The following is a 17240-nucleotide window of genomic DNA, read 5'->3' on the forward strand; positions in this document are numbered from 1 at the left end:
CGCAAGTCCTGGCATCCTCTCGGCCCCCCGCGATGCCCACGTCTGGTCAAGCGCTGTCCTCCATCGAGTTCGTACTGTAGGCGATCTGGCCTGTTTGGGGGCCGGTTCTCTCGGAACAGTTACCCACACCGCTTAAGCACCATCGGGTGAGGACAACCTTAGTACGAACTGCCCTTATTTCCCGGGCAGCCGGATCTTACGCTGCCGCGCAACTGGTGCTTTTTGACCGTGCGGCGTCGTTACCCACGGTAACCTGAGCCCCGTGATTGAGACTTCTGTTACAGGTGTGCTGCGCGAACGCGCCAGTCTGCAGCCCAACGACAAGGCGTTCACGTTCATCGACTACGACCAGGATTGGGAAGGGGTAGAGGAGACGCTCACCTGGGGGCAGCTGTACCGGCGCACCGTCAACATGGCCAAGGCATTGAACGAGGCCGGGTCTCCGGGCGACCGCGCGGTGATCTTGGCACCGCAGGGCCTCGACTACATCGTCGCGTTCCTCGGCGCGCTGGAGGCGGGGCAGATCGCGGTTCCGCTCGCGGTGCCGCTGGGTGGCGTCAGCGACGAGCGGGTCAGTTCCGTGCTGCGCGACTCTTCGCCGTCGGTCGTGCTCACCACGTCCCCGGTCGCGGGCATCGTGTCCGAGTACGTCAAGTTCGATTCCAGCGAATCGGTCTCATCGGTCCTCGAGGTCGACCAGCTGGACCTGGACGGCCCGATGGGCTCCTTCCGGAGCGAAAGCCGTTCCGGCACTGCGTATTTGCAATACACATCGGGATCCACGCGGTCGCCGGCCGGTGTGATGATCTCGCACCGGAATCTGGTGGCCAATTTCGAGCAGATCATGGCCGACTACTTCGTGGAGATGGGCGGAGTTTCCCCGCCGGACATGACCATCACCTCGTGGTTGCCGTTCTACCACGACATGGGGTTGGTTCTCGGGGTGTGCGCACCGGTGCTGGGCGGATTTCGCACGGTGCTGACCAGTCCGGTGTCGTTCCTGGCGCGGCCGGCGCGCTGGATTCAGATGCTGGCGAACAATTCCCATCCGTTCTCGGCTGCGCCGAACTTCGCATTCGAATTGGCGGCGCGGAAAACCTCGAACGACGATCTGGCCGGGAAGGACCTCGGCGAAGTGCTGGTCATCCTCAGCGGCAGCGAGCGGGTGCACCCCGCGACCTTGAAGCGGTTCAACGACCGGTTCGCGCGCTTCAATTTCCCGGACAAGGCGATCCGCCCGTCGTACGGGCTCGCCGAAGGAACGGTGTACGTGCAGACCCGCACGCCGGCCGCGCCGCCCGAAATCGTCGACTTCGAAACCGAGAAGCTGTCCGCCGGCGTTGCCGAGCGCTGCGCCCCGGGAACCGGCACACCGCTGGTCGCGTACGGAGTCGTCAGTTCACCGATGATCAGCATCGTCGATCCCGAAACCCGCGTCGAGTGCCCCGCGGGCACGGCCGGAGAAATCTGGATACACGGCGAGAACGTCGCCCTGGGCTACTGGAACAAACCCGACGAGACCGAGCACACGTTCCGCGCCCGGCTTGTCAATCCCGCCGACGGCCTGCCCGAAGAGGGCTGGCTGCGGACGGGGGACCGCGGCTTCTTCTCCGACGGCGAGATGTTCATCATCGGCCGCATCAAGGACCTGCTGATCGTCTACGGGCGCAACCACTCGCCCGACGACATCGAGGCGACGATCCAGGAGATCACGCGGGGACGGTGCGCGGCGATCGCGGTGTCGGACGAAGGCACCGAGCAGCTCGTCGCCATCATCGAGGTCAGGGACCGCGGTCAGTCCGAGGAGGCGGCCGACCAGCTGGCCGACGTCAAGCGCGACGTCACCTCCGCGATCTCCAATTCGCACGGCCTCGGCGTCGCCGACCTGGTGCTGGTCTCGCCCGGCTCGATCCCGATCACCACGAGCGGCAAGGTGCGCCGGGCGGCGTGCGTCGAGCAGTACCGCCACGGGCAGTTCGCGCGCCTGGACGCTTAGACGCCCAGCGCGGGTTCCGCGTCGCGGGCCTTTGGGCGTGGTGCTGGCTACGCTCGAACGATGACCACAGCCCGAGTGCCCGGATTGCCGCTCGGCGAGGCCCAGGCAGCCGCCGACGAGGCGGCCGTGCCCGACTACATGGCCGAGCTCAGCATCTTCCAGGTGTTGCTGAACCATCCGCAGCTCGCGCGCGCCGTCAACGACCTGCTCGCCACCATGCTGTGGCACGGTGCGCTCGACGCGCGGCTGCGCGAGCTGGTGATCATGCGGATCGGCTGGCTCACCGCGTGTGATTACGAATGGACGCAGCATTGGCGGGTGGCCTCCCGACTCGGGGTGACAGCCGAAGATCTGCTGGGGGTGCGCGACTGGCAGCACTACGACGGATTCGGTCCCGCCGAGCGGGCGGTGCTGGCCGCCGCCGACGACGTGGTCCGCGACGGCGCGGTGAGCGCAGCGAGCTGGGCGGCGTGCGAGCGTGAATTGCACAGCGACGCAAAGGTTCTCATCGAACTCGTCACCGCGATCGGTGCCTGGCGAATGGTCGCGTCCGTCCTGGAAAGCCTCCGGGTGCCGTTGGAAGAAGGCGTCACCAGCTGGCCGCCGGACGGCCGGTCGCCCCAGTCGCCATCGCGGATCGGCGTCGCGGAATAGGCTCTGCGGCAACGATATCGGCGCCGGTACGTGTGGACTCATTGACATATCAACCGGCGGTTCTTAGCGTCGTGAAATGCGAACCAGAGTCGCCGAGATGCTCGGCGTTGAGTTCCCGATCTGCGCATTCAGTCACTGCCGCGATGTCGTCGCCGCCGTCACCAACGCCGGCGGCCTCGGAATCCTCGGGGCCGTCGCGCACAGCCCCGAGCGGCTGCACAACGAGCTGACCTGGATCGAGGAACACACCGGCGGCAAGCCCTACGGCGTCGACCTGCTGTTGCCCCCCAAATACGTCGGCGCCGAGCAGGGCGGCATCGACGCGAAGCAGGCCGCGGACCTGCTGCCTGCCGAACACCGGGCGTTCGTCGACGACCTCCTCGCGCGGTACGGCGTGGCGCCGGCGGTCGATCCGCCGCGGTCACGGGGCGGCCTCAACATTTCGCCCAAGGGGTATGAGCCCCTGCTGGAAGTGGCCTTCGCACATGACATTCGGCTGATCGCCAGTGCGCTTGGGCCGCCGCCCGCGGATCTTGTTCAGCGCGCGCACGACAAGGACGTCGTGGTCGCGGCGCTGGCCGGTACCACCGAGCATGCGCGCCGGCACGCCGCGGCCGGCGTCGACTTGATCGTCGCGCAGGGCACCGAGGCGGGCGGTCACACCGGCGAGGTGGCGACCATGGTGCTGGTGCCCGAGGTCGTCGACGCGGTCGCGCCCGTGCCGGTGGTGGCGGCGGGCGGTATCGCCCGCGGCCGTCAGATCGCGGCCGCCCTGGCCCTGGGCGCCGAGGGCGTGTGGTGCGGGTCGGTCTGGCTGACCACCGAAGAAGCCGAGACGGTCCCCGTGGTCAAGGAGAAGTTCCTGGCCGCCACGTCCTCGGACACGGTGCGGTCGCGCTCGATGACCGGCAAGCCGGCGCGAATGTTGCGCACGGCCTGGACCGAGGAGTGGGAACGGCCGGAAAACCCCCGCCCGCTCGGCATGCCGCTGCAGACGGCGCTGGTCACCGAGCCGCAGGTGCGCATCAACCAGGCGGCCACCCATCCGGGGTCGCAGGCCCGCGAGTTGGCGACCTATTTCGTCGGCCAGGTGGTCGGCTCGCTCGACCGGGTCCGGCCCACGCGGTCGGTGGTGCTGGAGATGGTCGAGGAGTTCATCGACACGGTCGGGCGGCTGCAGGGACTGGTCGGTTAGCGGCATTTGCACAGCTCAGCGGCGCTAAAGCTGGCCGTTGGCTGTGCGCGACGTAGCGAATCCATAAAATTCTTCCGATACAGCGCGTGTCACATTGACCTCGTTGCGCTCGTCGTGCATGCTTGGCCAAGCACCTCGTTAGGCGAGGCGTCCACACGAATACAGGCCACTGACCCCGAACGTCGAAAGACGCCCCGGGTCAGGACAGCTCCTCCCGGCTTAAGGGTTGAGCCCAGGTGGCTTCCGAGCAATCGGACACGTCGTGTGGTGCCAAAACTCTGACGAGAGGGGTGCTGATCTCCGACGTCGTCGGGTCAGGACTCCTTTCGGTGCGCACAGAAGATGCGGGCAACCGCACGCGTCGAGCCGTCGAGGAGGTGAGGGACGAATGAGTTCCAGTGGCAGTCCGGATGGATATCCGGGCGATCTTCCGTCCCAATCCGACCTCCGGCACGACGCCTTGCGCTAACTGACTCCACGCGAATCGACTTGCCGCTCAGGCGTTCTCGAGTCGGAACCGTTACGGGACGGGACACGTCAGTCCAGTCAGAACCCGTTTGCAGTTCCGTTAGGAGACGATCATGACCGCAGTACTCTTCGACGAAGTAGTGGCCGTAGCCCCCGCCCGCAACCTGCGGCTGGTGCGCGACACGTCCCCGGTTGCGGCCCCGGCGCCCAAGAAGGTGGCCCCTGCTGTCCAGGCCCTGCACTTCGGCGCCGGTGACCCGCTGGTGGACGGCGCGGCCCGGCTGTTGAGCATCCCGGTCCGGCACGTGTACGCGGCCCTGTGGCGCGTCGGTTTCATCGACGTTCGGGCCTAGTCGACCGACCATGGATGGATCCCAGCCGATGGCTCCGAGGGGTTATCCGACCGCAGGCCCGGTTTGCGATCGGGTAACCCCTTGGAGCCCCTCGCGATTGATTTGCGGCGCTTACGTAGAATCTCCCTAACGGCACCGATCCGGCCATCACCGGGGAGCCTTCGGAAGAACAGCCCGCTCCGCCATCGGGGTGGCCAAGTAGACCCGAACGGGTAGGCCCGTCACAGCCACATCGAGCGGCCGCGCGGGAGCGCGGCAAGCGGGGTGGTACCGCGGTGCTCGCGCAGGTAGCGCGTCGTCGTCCCCGGCCTGACCGTAGGCATGCAGGAGACGACGCGCACCGTGACCGACTCGATCACTGGCGAAGCCGACGCCAGGGCTTATCCCAAGCTCGCGGGTGGGTCACCCGATTTCCCGGCCCTGGAACTCGATGTCCTCGATTACTGGGCCGGCGACGACACCTTCCGGGCCAGCATCGCGCGCCGCGCCGGCGCCGCCGAGTACGTCTTCTACGACGGGCCGCCGTTCGCCAACGGGCTGCCGCATTACGGGCATCTGCTGACCGGCTACGTGAAAGACATTGTCCCGCGGTACCGCACGATGCGCGGGTACAAGGTCGAGCGCCGCTTCGGCTGGGACACGCACGGGCTGCCCGCCGAACTCGAGGTCGAACGGCAGTTGGGCATCAACGACAAGTCGCAGATCGACGACATGGGGATTGCCGCGTTCAATGACGCATGCCGCGAATCGGTGTTGCGCTACACCGACGAGTGGCAGGCGTACGTCACCCGCCAGGCCCGCTGGGTCGACTTCGGCAACGACTACAAGACGCTCGATCTGCCCTACATGGAGTCGGTGATCTGGGCGTTCAAGCAGCTGTGGGACAAGGGCCTGGCCTACGAGGGTTACCGGGTACTGCCGTATTGCTGGCGCGACGAAACACCGCTGTCCAACCACGAATTGCGGATGGACGACGACGTCTATCAGAGCCGCCAGGATCCGGCGGTCACCGTCGGCTTCCAGGTGGCCGGCGGCGAGCTGGCCGGCGCCTATCTGTTGGTGTGGACGACCACACCGTGGACCCTGCCGTCCAACCTGGCCGTCGCCGTGCACCCCGATGTCACCTACGTTCAGGTCAAGGCGGAGGATCGGCGGTTCGTGCTCGCCGAGGCGCGGCTGAGAACCTACGCCCGGGAGCTAGGTGAGGAGCCCGAGGTGCTCGGTACCTATACCGGCACCCAGCTGCTCGGCACGCGCTACCTGCCGCCATTCCCGTATTTCATGGACACGGCCAAGGCTTTTCAGGTGCTGCCCGGCGACTTCGTCACCATCGACGACGGCACCGGGATCGTGCACATGGCGCCCGCCTATGGTGAGGACGACATGGCCACCACCGACAAAGTGGGCATCGTGCCGGTGACCCCGGTCGACTCCAGGGGCCGGTTCGATGCGACTGTCCCGGATTACCGGGGCCAGCACGTCTTTGACGCCAACCCGCAGATCATCCGCGACCTGAAGAACGGCAGCGGCCCGGCCGCCGTCAACAAGCCGGTGCTGATCCGTCACGAAACCTACGAACACCCCTATCCGCATTGTTGGCGGTGCCGCAATCCGCTGATCTACCGGGCGGTTTCGTCGTGGTTTGTCGCGGTCACCGACTTCCGGGACCGCATGGTGGAGCTCAACCAGCAGATCACCTGGTATCCCGAACACGTCAAGGACGGCCAGTTCGGCAAGTGGCTGCAGGGCGCCCGCGACTGGTCGATCTCACGAAACCGCTACTGGGGCACGCCAATTCCGGTGTGGAAGTCCGACGATCCAGCCTACCCGCGCCTCGACGTCTACGGCAGCCTCGACGAGCTGGAACGCGACTTCGGGGTGCGGCCCACCAATCTGCACCGGCCCTACATCGACGAGCTCACCCGGCCCAATCCCGACGACCCGACCGGGCGCACCACGATGCGACGCATCCCCGACGTGCTCGACGTGTGGTTCGACTCGGGGTCCATGCCTTATGCCCAGGTGCATTACCCGTTCGAGAACTCCGACTGGTTCGACACGCACTACCCGGGTGACTTCATCGTCGAATACATCGGACAGACCCGCGGATGGTTCTACACGCTGCATGTGCTGGCCACCGCGCTGTTTGACCGGCCGGCGTTCAAAACCTGTGTGGCACATGGCATCGTGCTGGGTTCCGACGGCCAGAAGATGAGCAAATCGCTGCGCAACTATCCTGACGTCTCCGAGGTCTTCGACCGCGACGGCTCGGATGCCATGCGCTGGTTCCTGATGGCCTCGCCGATCCTGCGCGGTGGCAATCTGATCGTCACCGAGCAGGGCATTCGCGAGGGCGTACGCCAGGTGTTGCTGCCGTTGTGGAACGCCTACAGCTTCCTGGCGCTGTATGCGCCCAAAGTCGGGACCTGGCGGGTTGATTCATCGCACGTGCTGGACCGCTACATCTTGGCCAAACTGGCGGCGCTGCGTGACGACCTCACCGGTTCGCTGCAGGAGTGCGACATCTCCGGGGCCTGCGAACAGTTGCGCCTGTTCACCGAGGCGCTGACGAATTGGTATGTGCGGCGGTCGCGTTCACGGTTCTGGGGGGAAGACAGCGACGCCATCGACACGCTGCACACGGTGCTGGAGGTGACGGCTCGGCTGGCCGCGCCGCTGCTGCCGCTGGTCACCGAGATCATCTGGCGCGGGCTCACCGGCGAGCGTTCGGTGCATCTGAGCGACTGGCCCGACGCGGGCGTGTTGCGCCCGGATGCCGACCTGGTCGCCGCGATGGACCAGGTGCGCGATGTGTGCTCGGCGGGTTCGTCGCTGCGCAAGGCCAAGAAACTGCGGGTGCGGCTGCCGTTATCGAAATTGACTGTGGCGGTTGAAGATCCGCAACAACTCGAGCCATTCACCGACCTGATCGCCGACGAGCTCAACGTCAAGCGCGTGCAGCTGACCGATGCGATCGACACGTACGGACGTTTCGAGCTTACCGTCAACGCCCGGGTGGCCGGGCCGCGGTTGGGCAAGGATGTACAGGCGGCGATCAAGGCGGTCAAGGCCGGTGAGGGCATCGTCAATCCAGACGGCACCCTGACCGCCGGCCCCGCGGTGCTGCTGCCCGAGGAGTACAACTCGCGGTTGGTGGCCGCCGACCCGGAGTTCACCGCCGCGTTGCCCGGGGGAGCGGGCCTGGTGGTCCTCGATGGCACGGTCACCCCGGAACTGGAGGCCGAGGGGTGGGCCAAGGACCGGATCCGCGAGCTGCAGGAGTTGCGCAAGTCGACGGGCCTGGACGTGTCGGACCGCATTGTGGTGGTGATGTCGGTGCCCGCCGAGCGCGCCGACTGGGCGCGCACGCACCGCGACCTGATCGCCGGCGAAATTCTGGCCACCAGCTTCGAGTTCGGTGAGCCGGCACCGGAGTCCGTCGCCATCGGCGACGGCGTGCGCGTCAGCATCGCCAAGGCCTAGCCTTTGACCGCGCCGGGTGAACCTAGGCCTTGACCGCGCGCCAGCGCAGCCGGCCGCCGCGGGCCTCGACCTCGACATCGCCAAATCCGGCCGCGCGCAAGCGGTCCGGCAGGGTGTCCGGTGAGACGGTGTTGCAGGTGTCGCGAAAATGCAGAATCCGGAACCGCAGCGACGTCACGCTGTCGCTACCGGCGAACACGCCGCCGGGGCGCAGCACGCGAAACGCCTCGGCGAACAACCGATCCTGCAGCTCGGCGGTCGGGACGTGATGCAGCATCGTGAACGACACCACCGAGCTGAACTCGTCGGCCGGCAACCCGGTGTCGGTGGCGTCGCCGTTGATGATGCGCGCGCGGTCGCCGTACAGCCGCTGCAGCCGCCGCGCCATCGGGGTGTCGATCTCTACCGAGGTGAGCCTCGGCGTCTTGTCGACCAGCACCCGCAGGATGGCGCCGTAGCCCGGCCCGATTTCCAGCGTGTTGTCACCGAGGTCCACGTCGGCCAGCGCCCACGGCAGCAGGTCGTCCTCGACCGCCTTGGCCCAGCGGTCTGAACTGCAGATGCGGCGGTGCGCGAGGTTCATGGCCATCTGGAAAACGTTAGCCCACTTGGGCAATAGCATTTGTCGGATGGAGTCGCGCTGGGTGCTGCACCTGGACATGGATGCGTTCTTCGCGTCCGTCGAGCAGCTCACCCGGCCGACCCTGCGCGGCCGGCCGGTGCTGGTCGGCGGGCTCGGCGGCCGGGGAGTGGTGGCCGGCGCCAGCTACGAGGCACGGGTGTTCGGCGCGCGGTCGGCGATGCCGATGCATCAGGCCCGCCGGATGGTCGGCGTGACCGCGGTGGTGTTGCCGCCGCGCGGGGTGGTCTACGGCGTCGCCAGCCGCCGGGTGTTCAGCGCCGTGCGCGACGTGGTGCCCGTCGTCGAGCAGCTGTCCTTCGACGAGGCGTTCGGGGAGCCGCCGCAGCTGGCCGGGGCGCCGTTCGGCGACGTCGAGGAATTCTGCGAGGCGTTGCGCCGTCGGGTGCGCGACGAGACGGGGCTGGTCGCGTCAGTCGGTGCGGGCTCGGGCAAGCAGATCGCCAAGATCGCCTCTGGCCTGGCCAAACCCGACGGCATCCGGGTGGTGGGACGCGACGAGGAACGCGCGCTGCTCGACGGGTTGCCGGTGCGACGGCTGTGGGGCATCGGGCCGGTCGCCGAGGAGAAGCTGAATCGGCTCGGCATCGAGACGATCGGGCAGCTAGCCGCGCTGACCGACGCCGAGGTGGCCAACATTCTGGGCGCGACGACCGGGCCGGCTCTCCACCGGCTGGCCCGCGGCATCGATGATCGCCCGGTCGCCGAGCGCGCCGAGGCCAAGCAGATCAGCGCCGAATCGACCTTCGCCGCCGACCTGACCAGCCTGGAGCAGCTGCACGACGCGATCGACCCGATCGCCGAGCATGCGCACCAACGCCTGCTCCGCGACGGCCGGGGCGCGCGGACCGTCACGGTGAAGCTGAAGAAGTCCGATATGAGCACGCTCACCCGCTCGGCGACGCTGCCGTACGCGACGACCGAAATGGGCGCGCTGGGAGCGCTGGCCCGGCGCCTGCTGCTCGACCCGCGCGATATCGGCCCCATTCGCCTTCTCGGCGTTGGGTTTTCGGGCCTGAGCGACGTGCGTCAGCAATCGCTGTTTCCCGACTTGGAGCTCGCGGCGCCGCAATCGGAGGCATACCACTCTGTGGAGACCGCGACCGAGGCCATGTTGGCGCCGCGGCCGGAGCCCGAGGCCTCGCCGTGGCGGGTGGGAGACGACGTGACCCACCGTGAGCTCGGGCACGGCTGGGTGCAGGGCGCGGGCCACGGCGTCGTCACGGTCCGGTTCGAGACCCGCGGCACCGGCCCGGGGCTGGCCCGGACGTTTCCCGTCGGCACCGGCGACCTCGACCGCGCCAATCCGCTCGATTCCCTGGATTGGCCGGACTACCTGGGGGTGCTGCGCGCCGAGGAGGCGAGCGACGCGTCAGCCCCAGCGGGCGACGACATCGCCGACCCGTGAGCGCGCGGCCAGCGCGGCCATCAACAGCACCCGGGCCTGCGGCGGGCGCAACCGCGGCACCATCACGGCCCCGGCCTCGACCAGGTCGTGGCCGGGGCCGTAGCCCGCGCTGACCCGGCCGCCGGGTACGCGGGTGGACACCGCGACGGCGACCCCGTCGCGGCAGTGCCGGCGCACGCCGTCGACGACGGCGGCCGCGGCGTTGCCCGAGCCCAGCGCTTCCAGCACGATGCCGCGCGCCCCGGCGGCCACGCACGCGTCCAGCGCCACGGAATCGCTGCCTAGGTAGGCCGCGACGATGTCGACCCGCGGCGCGTCCGCGGCCCGCAGCTCGCCCAGATACGGCCGGGTCTTGGCGTTGGTCAGCGCCGCCTCGCCACCCCGCGTCGTGCCGACCAGCTCGCCGGCGAAACCGCTGAGATCCTGCGTCGCCACCTTGTGCAGGCCCAACGGTTGCCACACCCGCCCGGCGAAAGACAACAGCACGCCGACGCCGTGGGCGACCGGGCTGGCCGCGACGGTCAATGCGTCACGCAGATTCGCGGGGCCGTCGGCGTCGGGGGCATCGGCGCTGCGCATGGCGCCGGTCAGGACGACCGGGGCGTCGCCAGCATAGGTGAGCTCGAGCCAGAGCGCGCTCTCCTCCATCGTGTCGGTGCCGTGGGCGATGACGATGCCCTCGGCCCCGCCTGCGGTCGCGCTACGCACGGCCGCGCCCATCCGATCCCAGTCCGCGGTCGTCAGCTCCGAGCTGTCCTTGGCCATCAGCTCGATGACGTCAACGTCGAGGCCGGAGGTGAGGTCGGCTCCGCTGTGGGTGGGACGGCACACGCCGTCCGCGCCGGTGCTGGTCGATATCGTGCCGCCGGTGGCGATGACGGTGAGTCGGGGCATAGTCGAATCATTCCGCACGCTGCGGGGTGGACGAGGCCGCACCCGATCAACCCGGGCGTTAGGGGATGATGGGAGGGTGCCTGAAGAACCAAGCTCAGCGGAGGCTGGCGCGGCCAACGACACCACAGCCACCCGAGCCCCGGCGCCGCGGCCCCAGCGGCGCCTCCGCCTGCTCCTGGTGGTCGCGGCCGTTGTGCTGGCGCTCGATGTCGTGACCAAGGTGCTCGCCGTCAAGCTGTTGCCTCCCGGTCAGCCGGTGTCCATCATCGGCGACACGGTGACGTGGACCCTGGTACGCAACTCGGGCGCGGCGTTCTCCATGGCAACCGGCTATACGTGGGTGTTGACGCTGATCGCGACGGCGGTGGTGGTCGGCATCTTCTGGATGGGTCGGCGGCTGGTGTCGCCCTGGTGGGCGGTCGGACTGGGCATGATCCTCGGCGGCGCCATGGGCAACCTGGTCGACCGCTTCTTCCGGGCGCCCGGCCCACTGCGCGGCCACGTCGTGGACTTCCTGTCGGTCGGCTGGTGGCCGGTGTTCAACGTCGCCGATCCGGCGGTGGTCGGCGGGGCCATCATGCTCGTCGTGCTGTCGGTCTTCGGATTCGACTTCGACTCGGTGGGCCGACGAACAGCCGACCGGAGCTGATGGCCAACCGCTCCATGCCCGTCCCGGAGGGATTGGCGGGCATGCGTGTCGATGCCGGTCTGGCCCGCCTGTTGGGGCTGTCGCGCAGCGCCGTGGCCGCGATCGCCGAAGACGGCGGAATCGAGCTGGACGGTGTGCCGGCGGGCAAGTCCGACCGCCTGACGCCAGGCGCCTGGCTCGAGGTACACCTGCCGGAGGCGCCCCCTCCGCTGGAGAACACCCCGGTCGACATCGAGGGCATGACGATCCTGTACTCCGACGACGACATCGTCGTGGTCGACAAGCCCGCCGCGGTGGCCGCCCACGCCTCGGTCGGCTGGTCCGGACCGACGGTGCTCGGCGGCCTGGCCGCCGTGGGCTACCGGATCACCACCTCGGGCGTGCACGAGCGCCAGGGCATCGTGCATCGCCTCGACGTGGGCACCTCCGGGGTGATGGTGGTCGCGATCTCCGAGCGCGCCTACACCGTGCTGAAGCGGGCGTTCAAGCAGCGCACGGTCGACAAGCGTTATCACGCTCTGGTGCAGGGACATCCGGACCCGTCCAGCGGCACGATCGACGCGCCGATTGGGCGCCACCGGGGTGGCGAATGGAAGTTCGCCGTTACGCAGACCGGCCGGCACAGCGTCACCCACTACGACACGGTGGAGGCCTTCGCCGCCGCCAGCCTGCTCGACGTGCACCTGGAAACCGGTCGTACCCACCAGATTCGGGTGCATTTCGCGGCGCTACACCATCCGTGCTGCGGCGACCTCGTCTACGGGGCGGATCCGAAGCTGGCGAAAAGGCTTGGGCTGGAACGTCAATGGTTACATGCCCGGTCGCTGGGGTTCGCTCATCCCGCCGACGGGCGCTGGGTGGAGTTCGTCAGCCCGTATCCTGCCGACCTGCAGCATGCGCTGGACGTGTTGCGCGACCAGGGCTGATCAGCCAGGCTTGCGCGCCTCGACCAGGACCCGCGTGGGGTGGGCGACGAAGGGCCCGTCGGCCTCGATGCGCTCGTGCAGTTCCCGCAGCCGGTCTCGATAGCGCTCCACGGTGAAGTCGGGCACCGTCCAAATCACCTTGCGCAGGAAGTAGATAACGGCGCCGATGTCGAAGAATTCGGCCCGGAGCCGCTCCATGCGAATATCCACCACCTGCAGGCCGGCGGCCTGCGCCTGCGCGGTCACGTTGCCTGGGTCGAACTCGGCCCACTTGTTCGGCTGCGGCCCGATGAAGCACTCGACGAGCTCGCCCATGGTGGCGGGCTCGATGTGCTGCGCCAAGTAGCTACCGCCCGGCCGGAGCACACGACGAACCTCGTTCCACCACACCGAGATTGGATGACGGGCCGTCACCAGGTCGAACGCTTCGTCGGCGAACGGCAGCGGTGGCTCGTCGCGGGTTGTCACCACCACGGCGCCGAGGGGATGCAGGCGCTTGGTGGCCAGCGCGGCGTTGGGCGGCCACGTTTCGAGAGCCGCCATCGTGGGCGGCAACGGCGCCGCACCGGCCAACACCTCCCCGCCGCCGGTGTGCAGATCCAGCGCCGCCGACACCGTCGCGTAGCGCTGGCTGGCCAGTCGCTGATAGCCCCACGACGGCCGCTGCTCGGTGGCCCGGCCGTCGAGCCACGAGAAGTCCCAGCCGTCGACGGATACCGAAGCGGCTTCAGCGACGAGGTCTTCGAATGTGCGGCTCATCCAAGCATTGTCGGACTCAGGACGTCGAGCAGACAACCTTCGTGCCGTTGAAGTCAAGGGTGACCTCGCCCTGGTGCTCCCAGTATTCGGAACCCTGCCGCCCGTATCGTGCGCCGCTGCCGGACGGCAGTAGGAACAGGATCTGCTGGCTGCCCTTCCAGTTGAGCACCGCCGTCGGCGGGGCGAACTGGTTGTAGAACTGGGCGGTGAGCGGCCCAGCGTCGGCGGGACAGTGGTAGGTGATGATCGGCGGCGCCACGGTCGCCGGGTCGGCGATGGCCAGCTGCACGAGCCTGGTCTGGTAGGCCTCCAAGACGCATGCGTGCAGGTCGGGGTTCTGGGCGCAGCCGTCGCGCACCGCCGCCCAGCTGGTCTGGGCGGCCACCGCGGCGGATTGATCGGCGCCGGGGCGGCCTAACGCCTGCTTGTATGCGAGCTGCAGCTGGCGCTCGAGGTCGAAGAGATGCGAGTCGGTGCAGATCAGCTGCTGCGCAGAGTTCGCCGGCTTGGTGCACTCGACCGCCGCGGGCACCGGGACGGAGCTCGGACTCGACGAGGGACTGAGCGCAGAACTTGGCGCCGAGTTGTCGGTGGAAGAGCCGCAGGCGCTCAGGAGCAGCGCCGCGACGACGACCGCGATCAGCCTCATATGTGCTGACTACCGGCTGGGCCGGCGATGCGGTGCGCGACACGCCCGCGATCGCGGAGATTCTTCCGCGCGGCCTCAGACCTTGGCCGCGGTGGTCTCGACCGAGGCTATGTCGGGCGCCAGCGGCGCGATGGCGCGGATGATTTCGGTCACCGTTGCCGGCGGCACCCCAGCCGCGGCCAGCGCGTCGGACAGGTGCCCGGCGACCAGATTGAAGTGGTGCATGTTGATTCCCCGGCCCTGGTGCACTTGCTTCATGGGCGCACCGGTGTAAGGCTCGGGGCCGCCGAGCGCGGCAGCGAAGAACTCGACCTGTCTGCCCTTGAGGCGGTTCATGTTCGTTCCGGTGAAGAACCTGGACAGCTGATCATCGGCGAGCACCCGGACGTAGAAGTCCTCGACCACGACTTCCAGTGCCTCGTGCCCCCCGATCCGCTCGTAGATGCTCGGCTCCGGCTTGCGGAAGTTCGCCAACAGTTTCATCTCACTATCCGAGCACCGCGGCGTTGCCCGTCAGTTAGTCCGTGATCACACTCGAATTACCTTAGGTAACAAGGGGATTGCCATCGAATCGCCGCGGCCATCCCTGCGCTGTGAGATGCGCGGATGCAGTCATCGACTGGCCTTCTGCCGGCACGGACCGGCCGATGACCTAGGTTGGCTTATGACCCACGTCACAGGGTTGCTCCGTCGGGCCTGGGGGACGCCCACATGATCGGGAAGTCGGGAAGGGAGTCCGATGAACATCGGTGACTTGACGAACTTGGTGGAAAAGCCGATTGCAGCCGTGTCGAACCTGATCAACACGCCCAACTCGGCGGGGCGCTATCGGCCGTTCTATCTGCGCAATCTGCTGGACGCGGTGCAGGGCCGCACGCTCGGCGACGCCGTGGCGGGCAAGACCGCCCTGATCACCGGCGGATCCTCGGGCATCGGCGCGGCGGCCGCGAAGAAGATCGCGGCGGCGGGCGGGGTGGTGGTGTTGGTCGCCCGCACGCGGGAAAACCTCGAGAAGGTCGCCGACGAGATCCGGGGGAACGGCGGCACCGCCCACGTGTACCCGTGCGATTTGGCCGACATGGAAGCCATTGCGGAGATGGCCGACCGGGTACTCGACGACCTGGGCGGCGTGGACATCCTGATCAACAACGCGGGGCGGTCCATCCGGCGCTCGCTGGAGTTGTCCTATGACCGGATCCACGACTACCAGCGGACGATGCAGTTGAATTACCTGGGCGCGGTCCAGCTCATCCTCAAGTTCATTCCGGGGATGCGGGAGCGAGGCTTCGGGCAGATCATCAACGTCTCGTCGGTCGGCGTGCAGACGCGCGCCCCGCGCTTCGGCGCCTACATCGCCAGCAAGGCCGCCCTGGACAGCCTGTGCGACGCGTTGCAAGCCGAGACCGTCAGCGAGGACGTGCGATTCACCACCGTGCACATGGCGCTGGTGCGCACCCCGATGATCAGCCCGACGACGATGTACGACAAGTTCCCGGCGCTGACGCCGGATCAGGCCGCCGGCGTGATCACCGACGCGATCGTGCACCGGCCCCGGCGGGCCAGCTCCCCGTTCGGTCAATTCGCCGCGGTCGCCGACGCCGTCAACCCCGCGGTGATGGACCTGGTGCGCAACCGCGCCTTCGCCATGTTCGAGGACTCTGGCGCGGCCAAGGGCGGCGAACCTGCTTCTGACGCAGCGAAATTCGATCGACGAAGTCAGACGTTCGTGCAGGCGACCCGAGGCATCCACTGGTGACGTCATGAGCCTTCCGCAACCCGGCCAACAGACCACCGTCGTCATCACCGGCGCCTCCTCGGGCATCGGCGCCGAGCTGGTACGCGGCCTGGCCCGGCGCGGCTTCCCGTTGCTGCTGGTGGCCCGGCGGCGCGACCGTCTTGACCAGCTCGCCGAGGAGATGCACACCGAATACGGGGTCGCCGCCGAGGTGCTGCCGCTGGACCTCAGCGATTCCCGGGCCCGCGGCAAGCTGGCCGACCGGCTGCGCGCCGAACCGATCGCCGGCTTGTGCAACAGCGCCGGATTCGGCACCAGCGGGGTGTTCCACGAACTGCCGGTCGAACGCGAGAGCGAGGAAGTCACCCTCAACGCGCTGGTGTTGATGGAACTCACCCATGCGGTGTTGCCGGGCATGGTCGAGCGCGGGGCGGGCGCCGTCATGAACATCGCCTCGATCGCCGGCTTCCAGCCGCTGCCCTACATGGCGGTCTACTCGGCCACCAAGGCCTTCGTCCAGACGTTTTCCGAAGCCGTCCACGAGGAGCTGCACGGGACGGGCGTGTCGGTGACGGCCCTGTGCCCGGCCCGGTGCCGACCGAATGGGCCGAGATCGCCAACGCCGAGCGGTTCAGCATCCCGGTGGCCCAGGTCTCGCCGCACGAGGTGGCCGAGGCCGCGATCGGCGGCATGCTCGCCGGCCGGCGCAGCGTCGTGCCGGGCGTGGTGCCCAAGGTGGTCAGCACGGGGGGCCGGTTCGCGCCGCGCAGCGTGTTGCTGCCCGCAATCCGGATCGGCAACCGGCTGCGCGGTAAACCGGGCCGCTAGGCCGCGTGTTCGGCATCCGTCTAGGGCGTTCGGCGTGCGTTCTGGGCTTTCAGCGCGCGCCCTGAGCCTTGAGCGTGCGCCCGCGGTGGGAAACCCGAATCGCCACCGTGGGTGCACGCGCAACGCCGTGGGTGCACACCGGTGCGCGGCTAGGTTTGCTTCCTGGCGGCTGTCGACATGAAACTCGACGTCCCGATGGCGCCGCAGGACTTGTCGGAACTGGGCGATTGGCTCGTCATGCACGAGGCGTGGCGCAGCGAGCTGCCCGACGAGATCACCGAGGGCACCCAGATCGTCGGGGTGGCGCACGCCAAGGGGATGCGCGATCGGGTGACGTGGACGGTGACCACATGGGACCCGCCGCACCAGGTGGCGCTGTCGGGAGCGGGAAAGGCCGAGCGAAGTACGCCGTCACCCTGCCGGTGCGACCCGCGGGGGACGGATCCACCCTCGGTTTGCGGCTTGAGCTGGGCGGTCGGGCGTTGTTCGGGCCGAGCGGGTCGGCCGCGGCGCGCGCCGTCAAAGGCGACGTCGAAAAGTCGCTGAAGAACTTCGTCGAGTTGTACGGATAAACCCGTCAAGACACACGCGGCGACACGCCCA

At 68.2% G+C, this 17240-nt stretch carries 14 protein-coding genes, 2 pseudogenes and 1 riboswitch; of the genes and pseudogenes, 11 read left to right on the plus strand and 5 right to left on the minus strand.

What is annotated here, in order from left to right; all coding sequences use genetic code 11:
- Positions 1–262 precede the first annotated feature (262 nt).
- From MSG_RS10915 to ileS, 5 genes are all read left to right on the plus strand, one after another.
- Complete coding sequence (locus tag MSG_RS10915; RefSeq protein WP_096439515.1) at positions 263–1996, plus strand: AMP-binding protein; 1734 nt, start codon at positions 263–265, stop codon at positions 1994–1996.
- Between the two features lie 60 nt (positions 1997–2056).
- Positions 2057–2650: a carboxymuconolactone decarboxylase family protein gene (locus tag MSG_RS10920; protein ID WP_096439517.1), complete on the plus strand. Its 594-nt coding sequence runs from the start codon at positions 2057–2059 to the stop codon at positions 2648–2650.
- Positions 2651–2726: 76 nt separating this feature from the next.
- Positions 2727–3845 carry a nitronate monooxygenase gene (locus MSG_RS10925; RefSeq protein WP_096439518.1) on the plus strand — a complete coding sequence of 373 codons (1119 nt, stop codon included), beginning with the start codon at positions 2727–2729 and terminating at the stop codon, positions 3843–3845.
- 127 nt (positions 3846–3972) lie between these two features.
- A riboswitch (M-box (ykoK) riboswitch) is annotated at positions 3973–4142 on the plus strand.
- A 284-nt stretch (positions 4143–4426) separates the two neighbouring features.
- On the plus strand, positions 4427–4666 hold the full coding sequence (locus MSG_RS10930) for an Rv1535 family protein (RefSeq protein WP_096439520.1): 240 nt from the start codon (positions 4427–4429) through the stop codon (positions 4664–4666).
- Positions 4667–4987: 321 nt separating this feature from the next.
- Entirely contained in the window at positions 4988–8149 is a 3162-nt protein-coding gene (gene ileS, locus MSG_RS10935; RefSeq protein ID WP_096439522.1) for an isoleucine--tRNA ligase, read from the plus strand.
- Positions 8150–8171: 22 nt separating this feature from the next.
- Here ileS and MSG_RS10940 read toward each other — a convergent pair whose 3' ends face one another.
- Positions 8172–8738 (minus strand): class I SAM-dependent methyltransferase, encoded by a 567-nt coding sequence (locus MSG_RS10940; RefSeq protein WP_096439523.1) that lies wholly within the window; start codon positions 8736–8738, stop codon positions 8172–8174.
- Positions 8739–8778: 40 nt separating this feature from the next.
- Here MSG_RS10940 and MSG_RS10945 point away from each other — a divergent pair, with 40 nt between their 5' ends.
- Entirely contained in the window at positions 8779–10197 is a 1419-nt protein-coding gene (locus MSG_RS10945; RefSeq protein ID WP_096439525.1) for a DNA polymerase IV, read from the plus strand.
- Here the strand turns inward: MSG_RS10945 and MSG_RS10950 are convergent.
- A complete protein-coding gene (locus MSG_RS10950; protein WP_096439527.1) occupies positions 10162–11091 on the minus strand; it encodes an asparaginase in 930 nt (309 codons plus the stop codon). The genes MSG_RS10945 and MSG_RS10950 overlap by 36 nt on opposite strands.
- Before the next feature lie 76 nt (positions 11092–11167).
- Here MSG_RS10950 and lspA point away from each other — a divergent pair, with 76 nt between their 5' ends.
- The gene (lspA, locus tag MSG_RS10955; protein ID WP_096439529.1) at positions 11168–11740 is read left to right on the plus strand and encodes a signal peptidase II; all 573 of its coding nucleotides are present in this window, start codon (positions 11168–11170) and stop codon (positions 11738–11740) included.
- Positions 11740–12666, plus strand: a complete 927-nt coding sequence (locus MSG_RS10960; protein ID WP_096439531.1) for an RluA family pseudouridine synthase — start codon at positions 11740–11742, stop codon at positions 12664–12666. Before lspA ends, MSG_RS10960 begins: the two co-directional genes overlap by 1 nt.
- Here the strand turns inward: MSG_RS10960 and MSG_RS10965 are convergent, their stop codons facing one another.
- The 3 genes from MSG_RS10965 to MSG_RS10975 all read right to left on the minus strand — a co-directional run bounded on the left by MSG_RS10965 (position 12667) and on the right by MSG_RS10975 (position 14557).
- Positions 12667–13425 (minus strand): class I SAM-dependent methyltransferase, encoded by a 759-nt coding sequence (locus tag MSG_RS10965; RefSeq protein ID WP_096439533.1) that lies wholly within the window; start codon positions 13423–13425, stop codon positions 12667–12669.
- A gap of 16 nt (positions 13426–13441) precedes the next feature.
- A complete protein-coding gene (locus tag MSG_RS10970) occupies positions 13442–14074 on the minus strand; it encodes an MliC family protein (protein WP_096439535.1) in 633 nt (210 codons plus the stop codon).
- A gap of 75 nt (positions 14075–14149) precedes the next feature.
- Positions 14150–14557 carry a group I truncated hemoglobin gene (locus MSG_RS10975; protein WP_096439537.1) on the minus strand — a complete coding sequence of 136 codons (408 nt, stop codon included), beginning with the start codon at positions 14555–14557 and terminating at the stop codon, positions 14150–14152.
- Positions 14558–14813: 256 nt separating this feature from the next.
- Between MSG_RS10975 and MSG_RS10980 the strand changes: the two genes are divergently transcribed.
- The 3 genes and pseudogenes from MSG_RS10980 to MSG_RS10990 all read left to right on the plus strand — a co-directional run bounded on the left by MSG_RS10980 (position 14814) and on the right by MSG_RS10990 (position 17209).
- Positions 14814–15830: an SDR family NAD(P)-dependent oxidoreductase gene (locus MSG_RS10980; protein ID WP_096439539.1), complete on the plus strand. Its 1017-nt coding sequence runs from the start codon at positions 14814–14816 to the stop codon at positions 15828–15830.
- A gap of 4 nt (positions 15831–15834) precedes the next feature.
- A pseudogene (locus tag MSG_RS10985) lies at positions 15835–16637 on the plus strand (SDR family NAD(P)-dependent oxidoreductase).
- Positions 16638–16814: 177 nt separating this feature from the next.
- Positions 16815–17209: pseudogene (locus MSG_RS10990) on the plus strand (type II toxin-antitoxin system Rv0910 family toxin).
- Positions 17210–17240 lie beyond the last annotated feature (31 nt).

Source organism: Mycobacterium shigaense (assembly GCF_002356315.1).
In the GTDB taxonomy this organism is placed as follows: domain Bacteria; phylum Actinomycetota; class Actinomycetes; order Mycobacteriales; family Mycobacteriaceae; genus Mycobacterium; species Mycobacterium shigaense.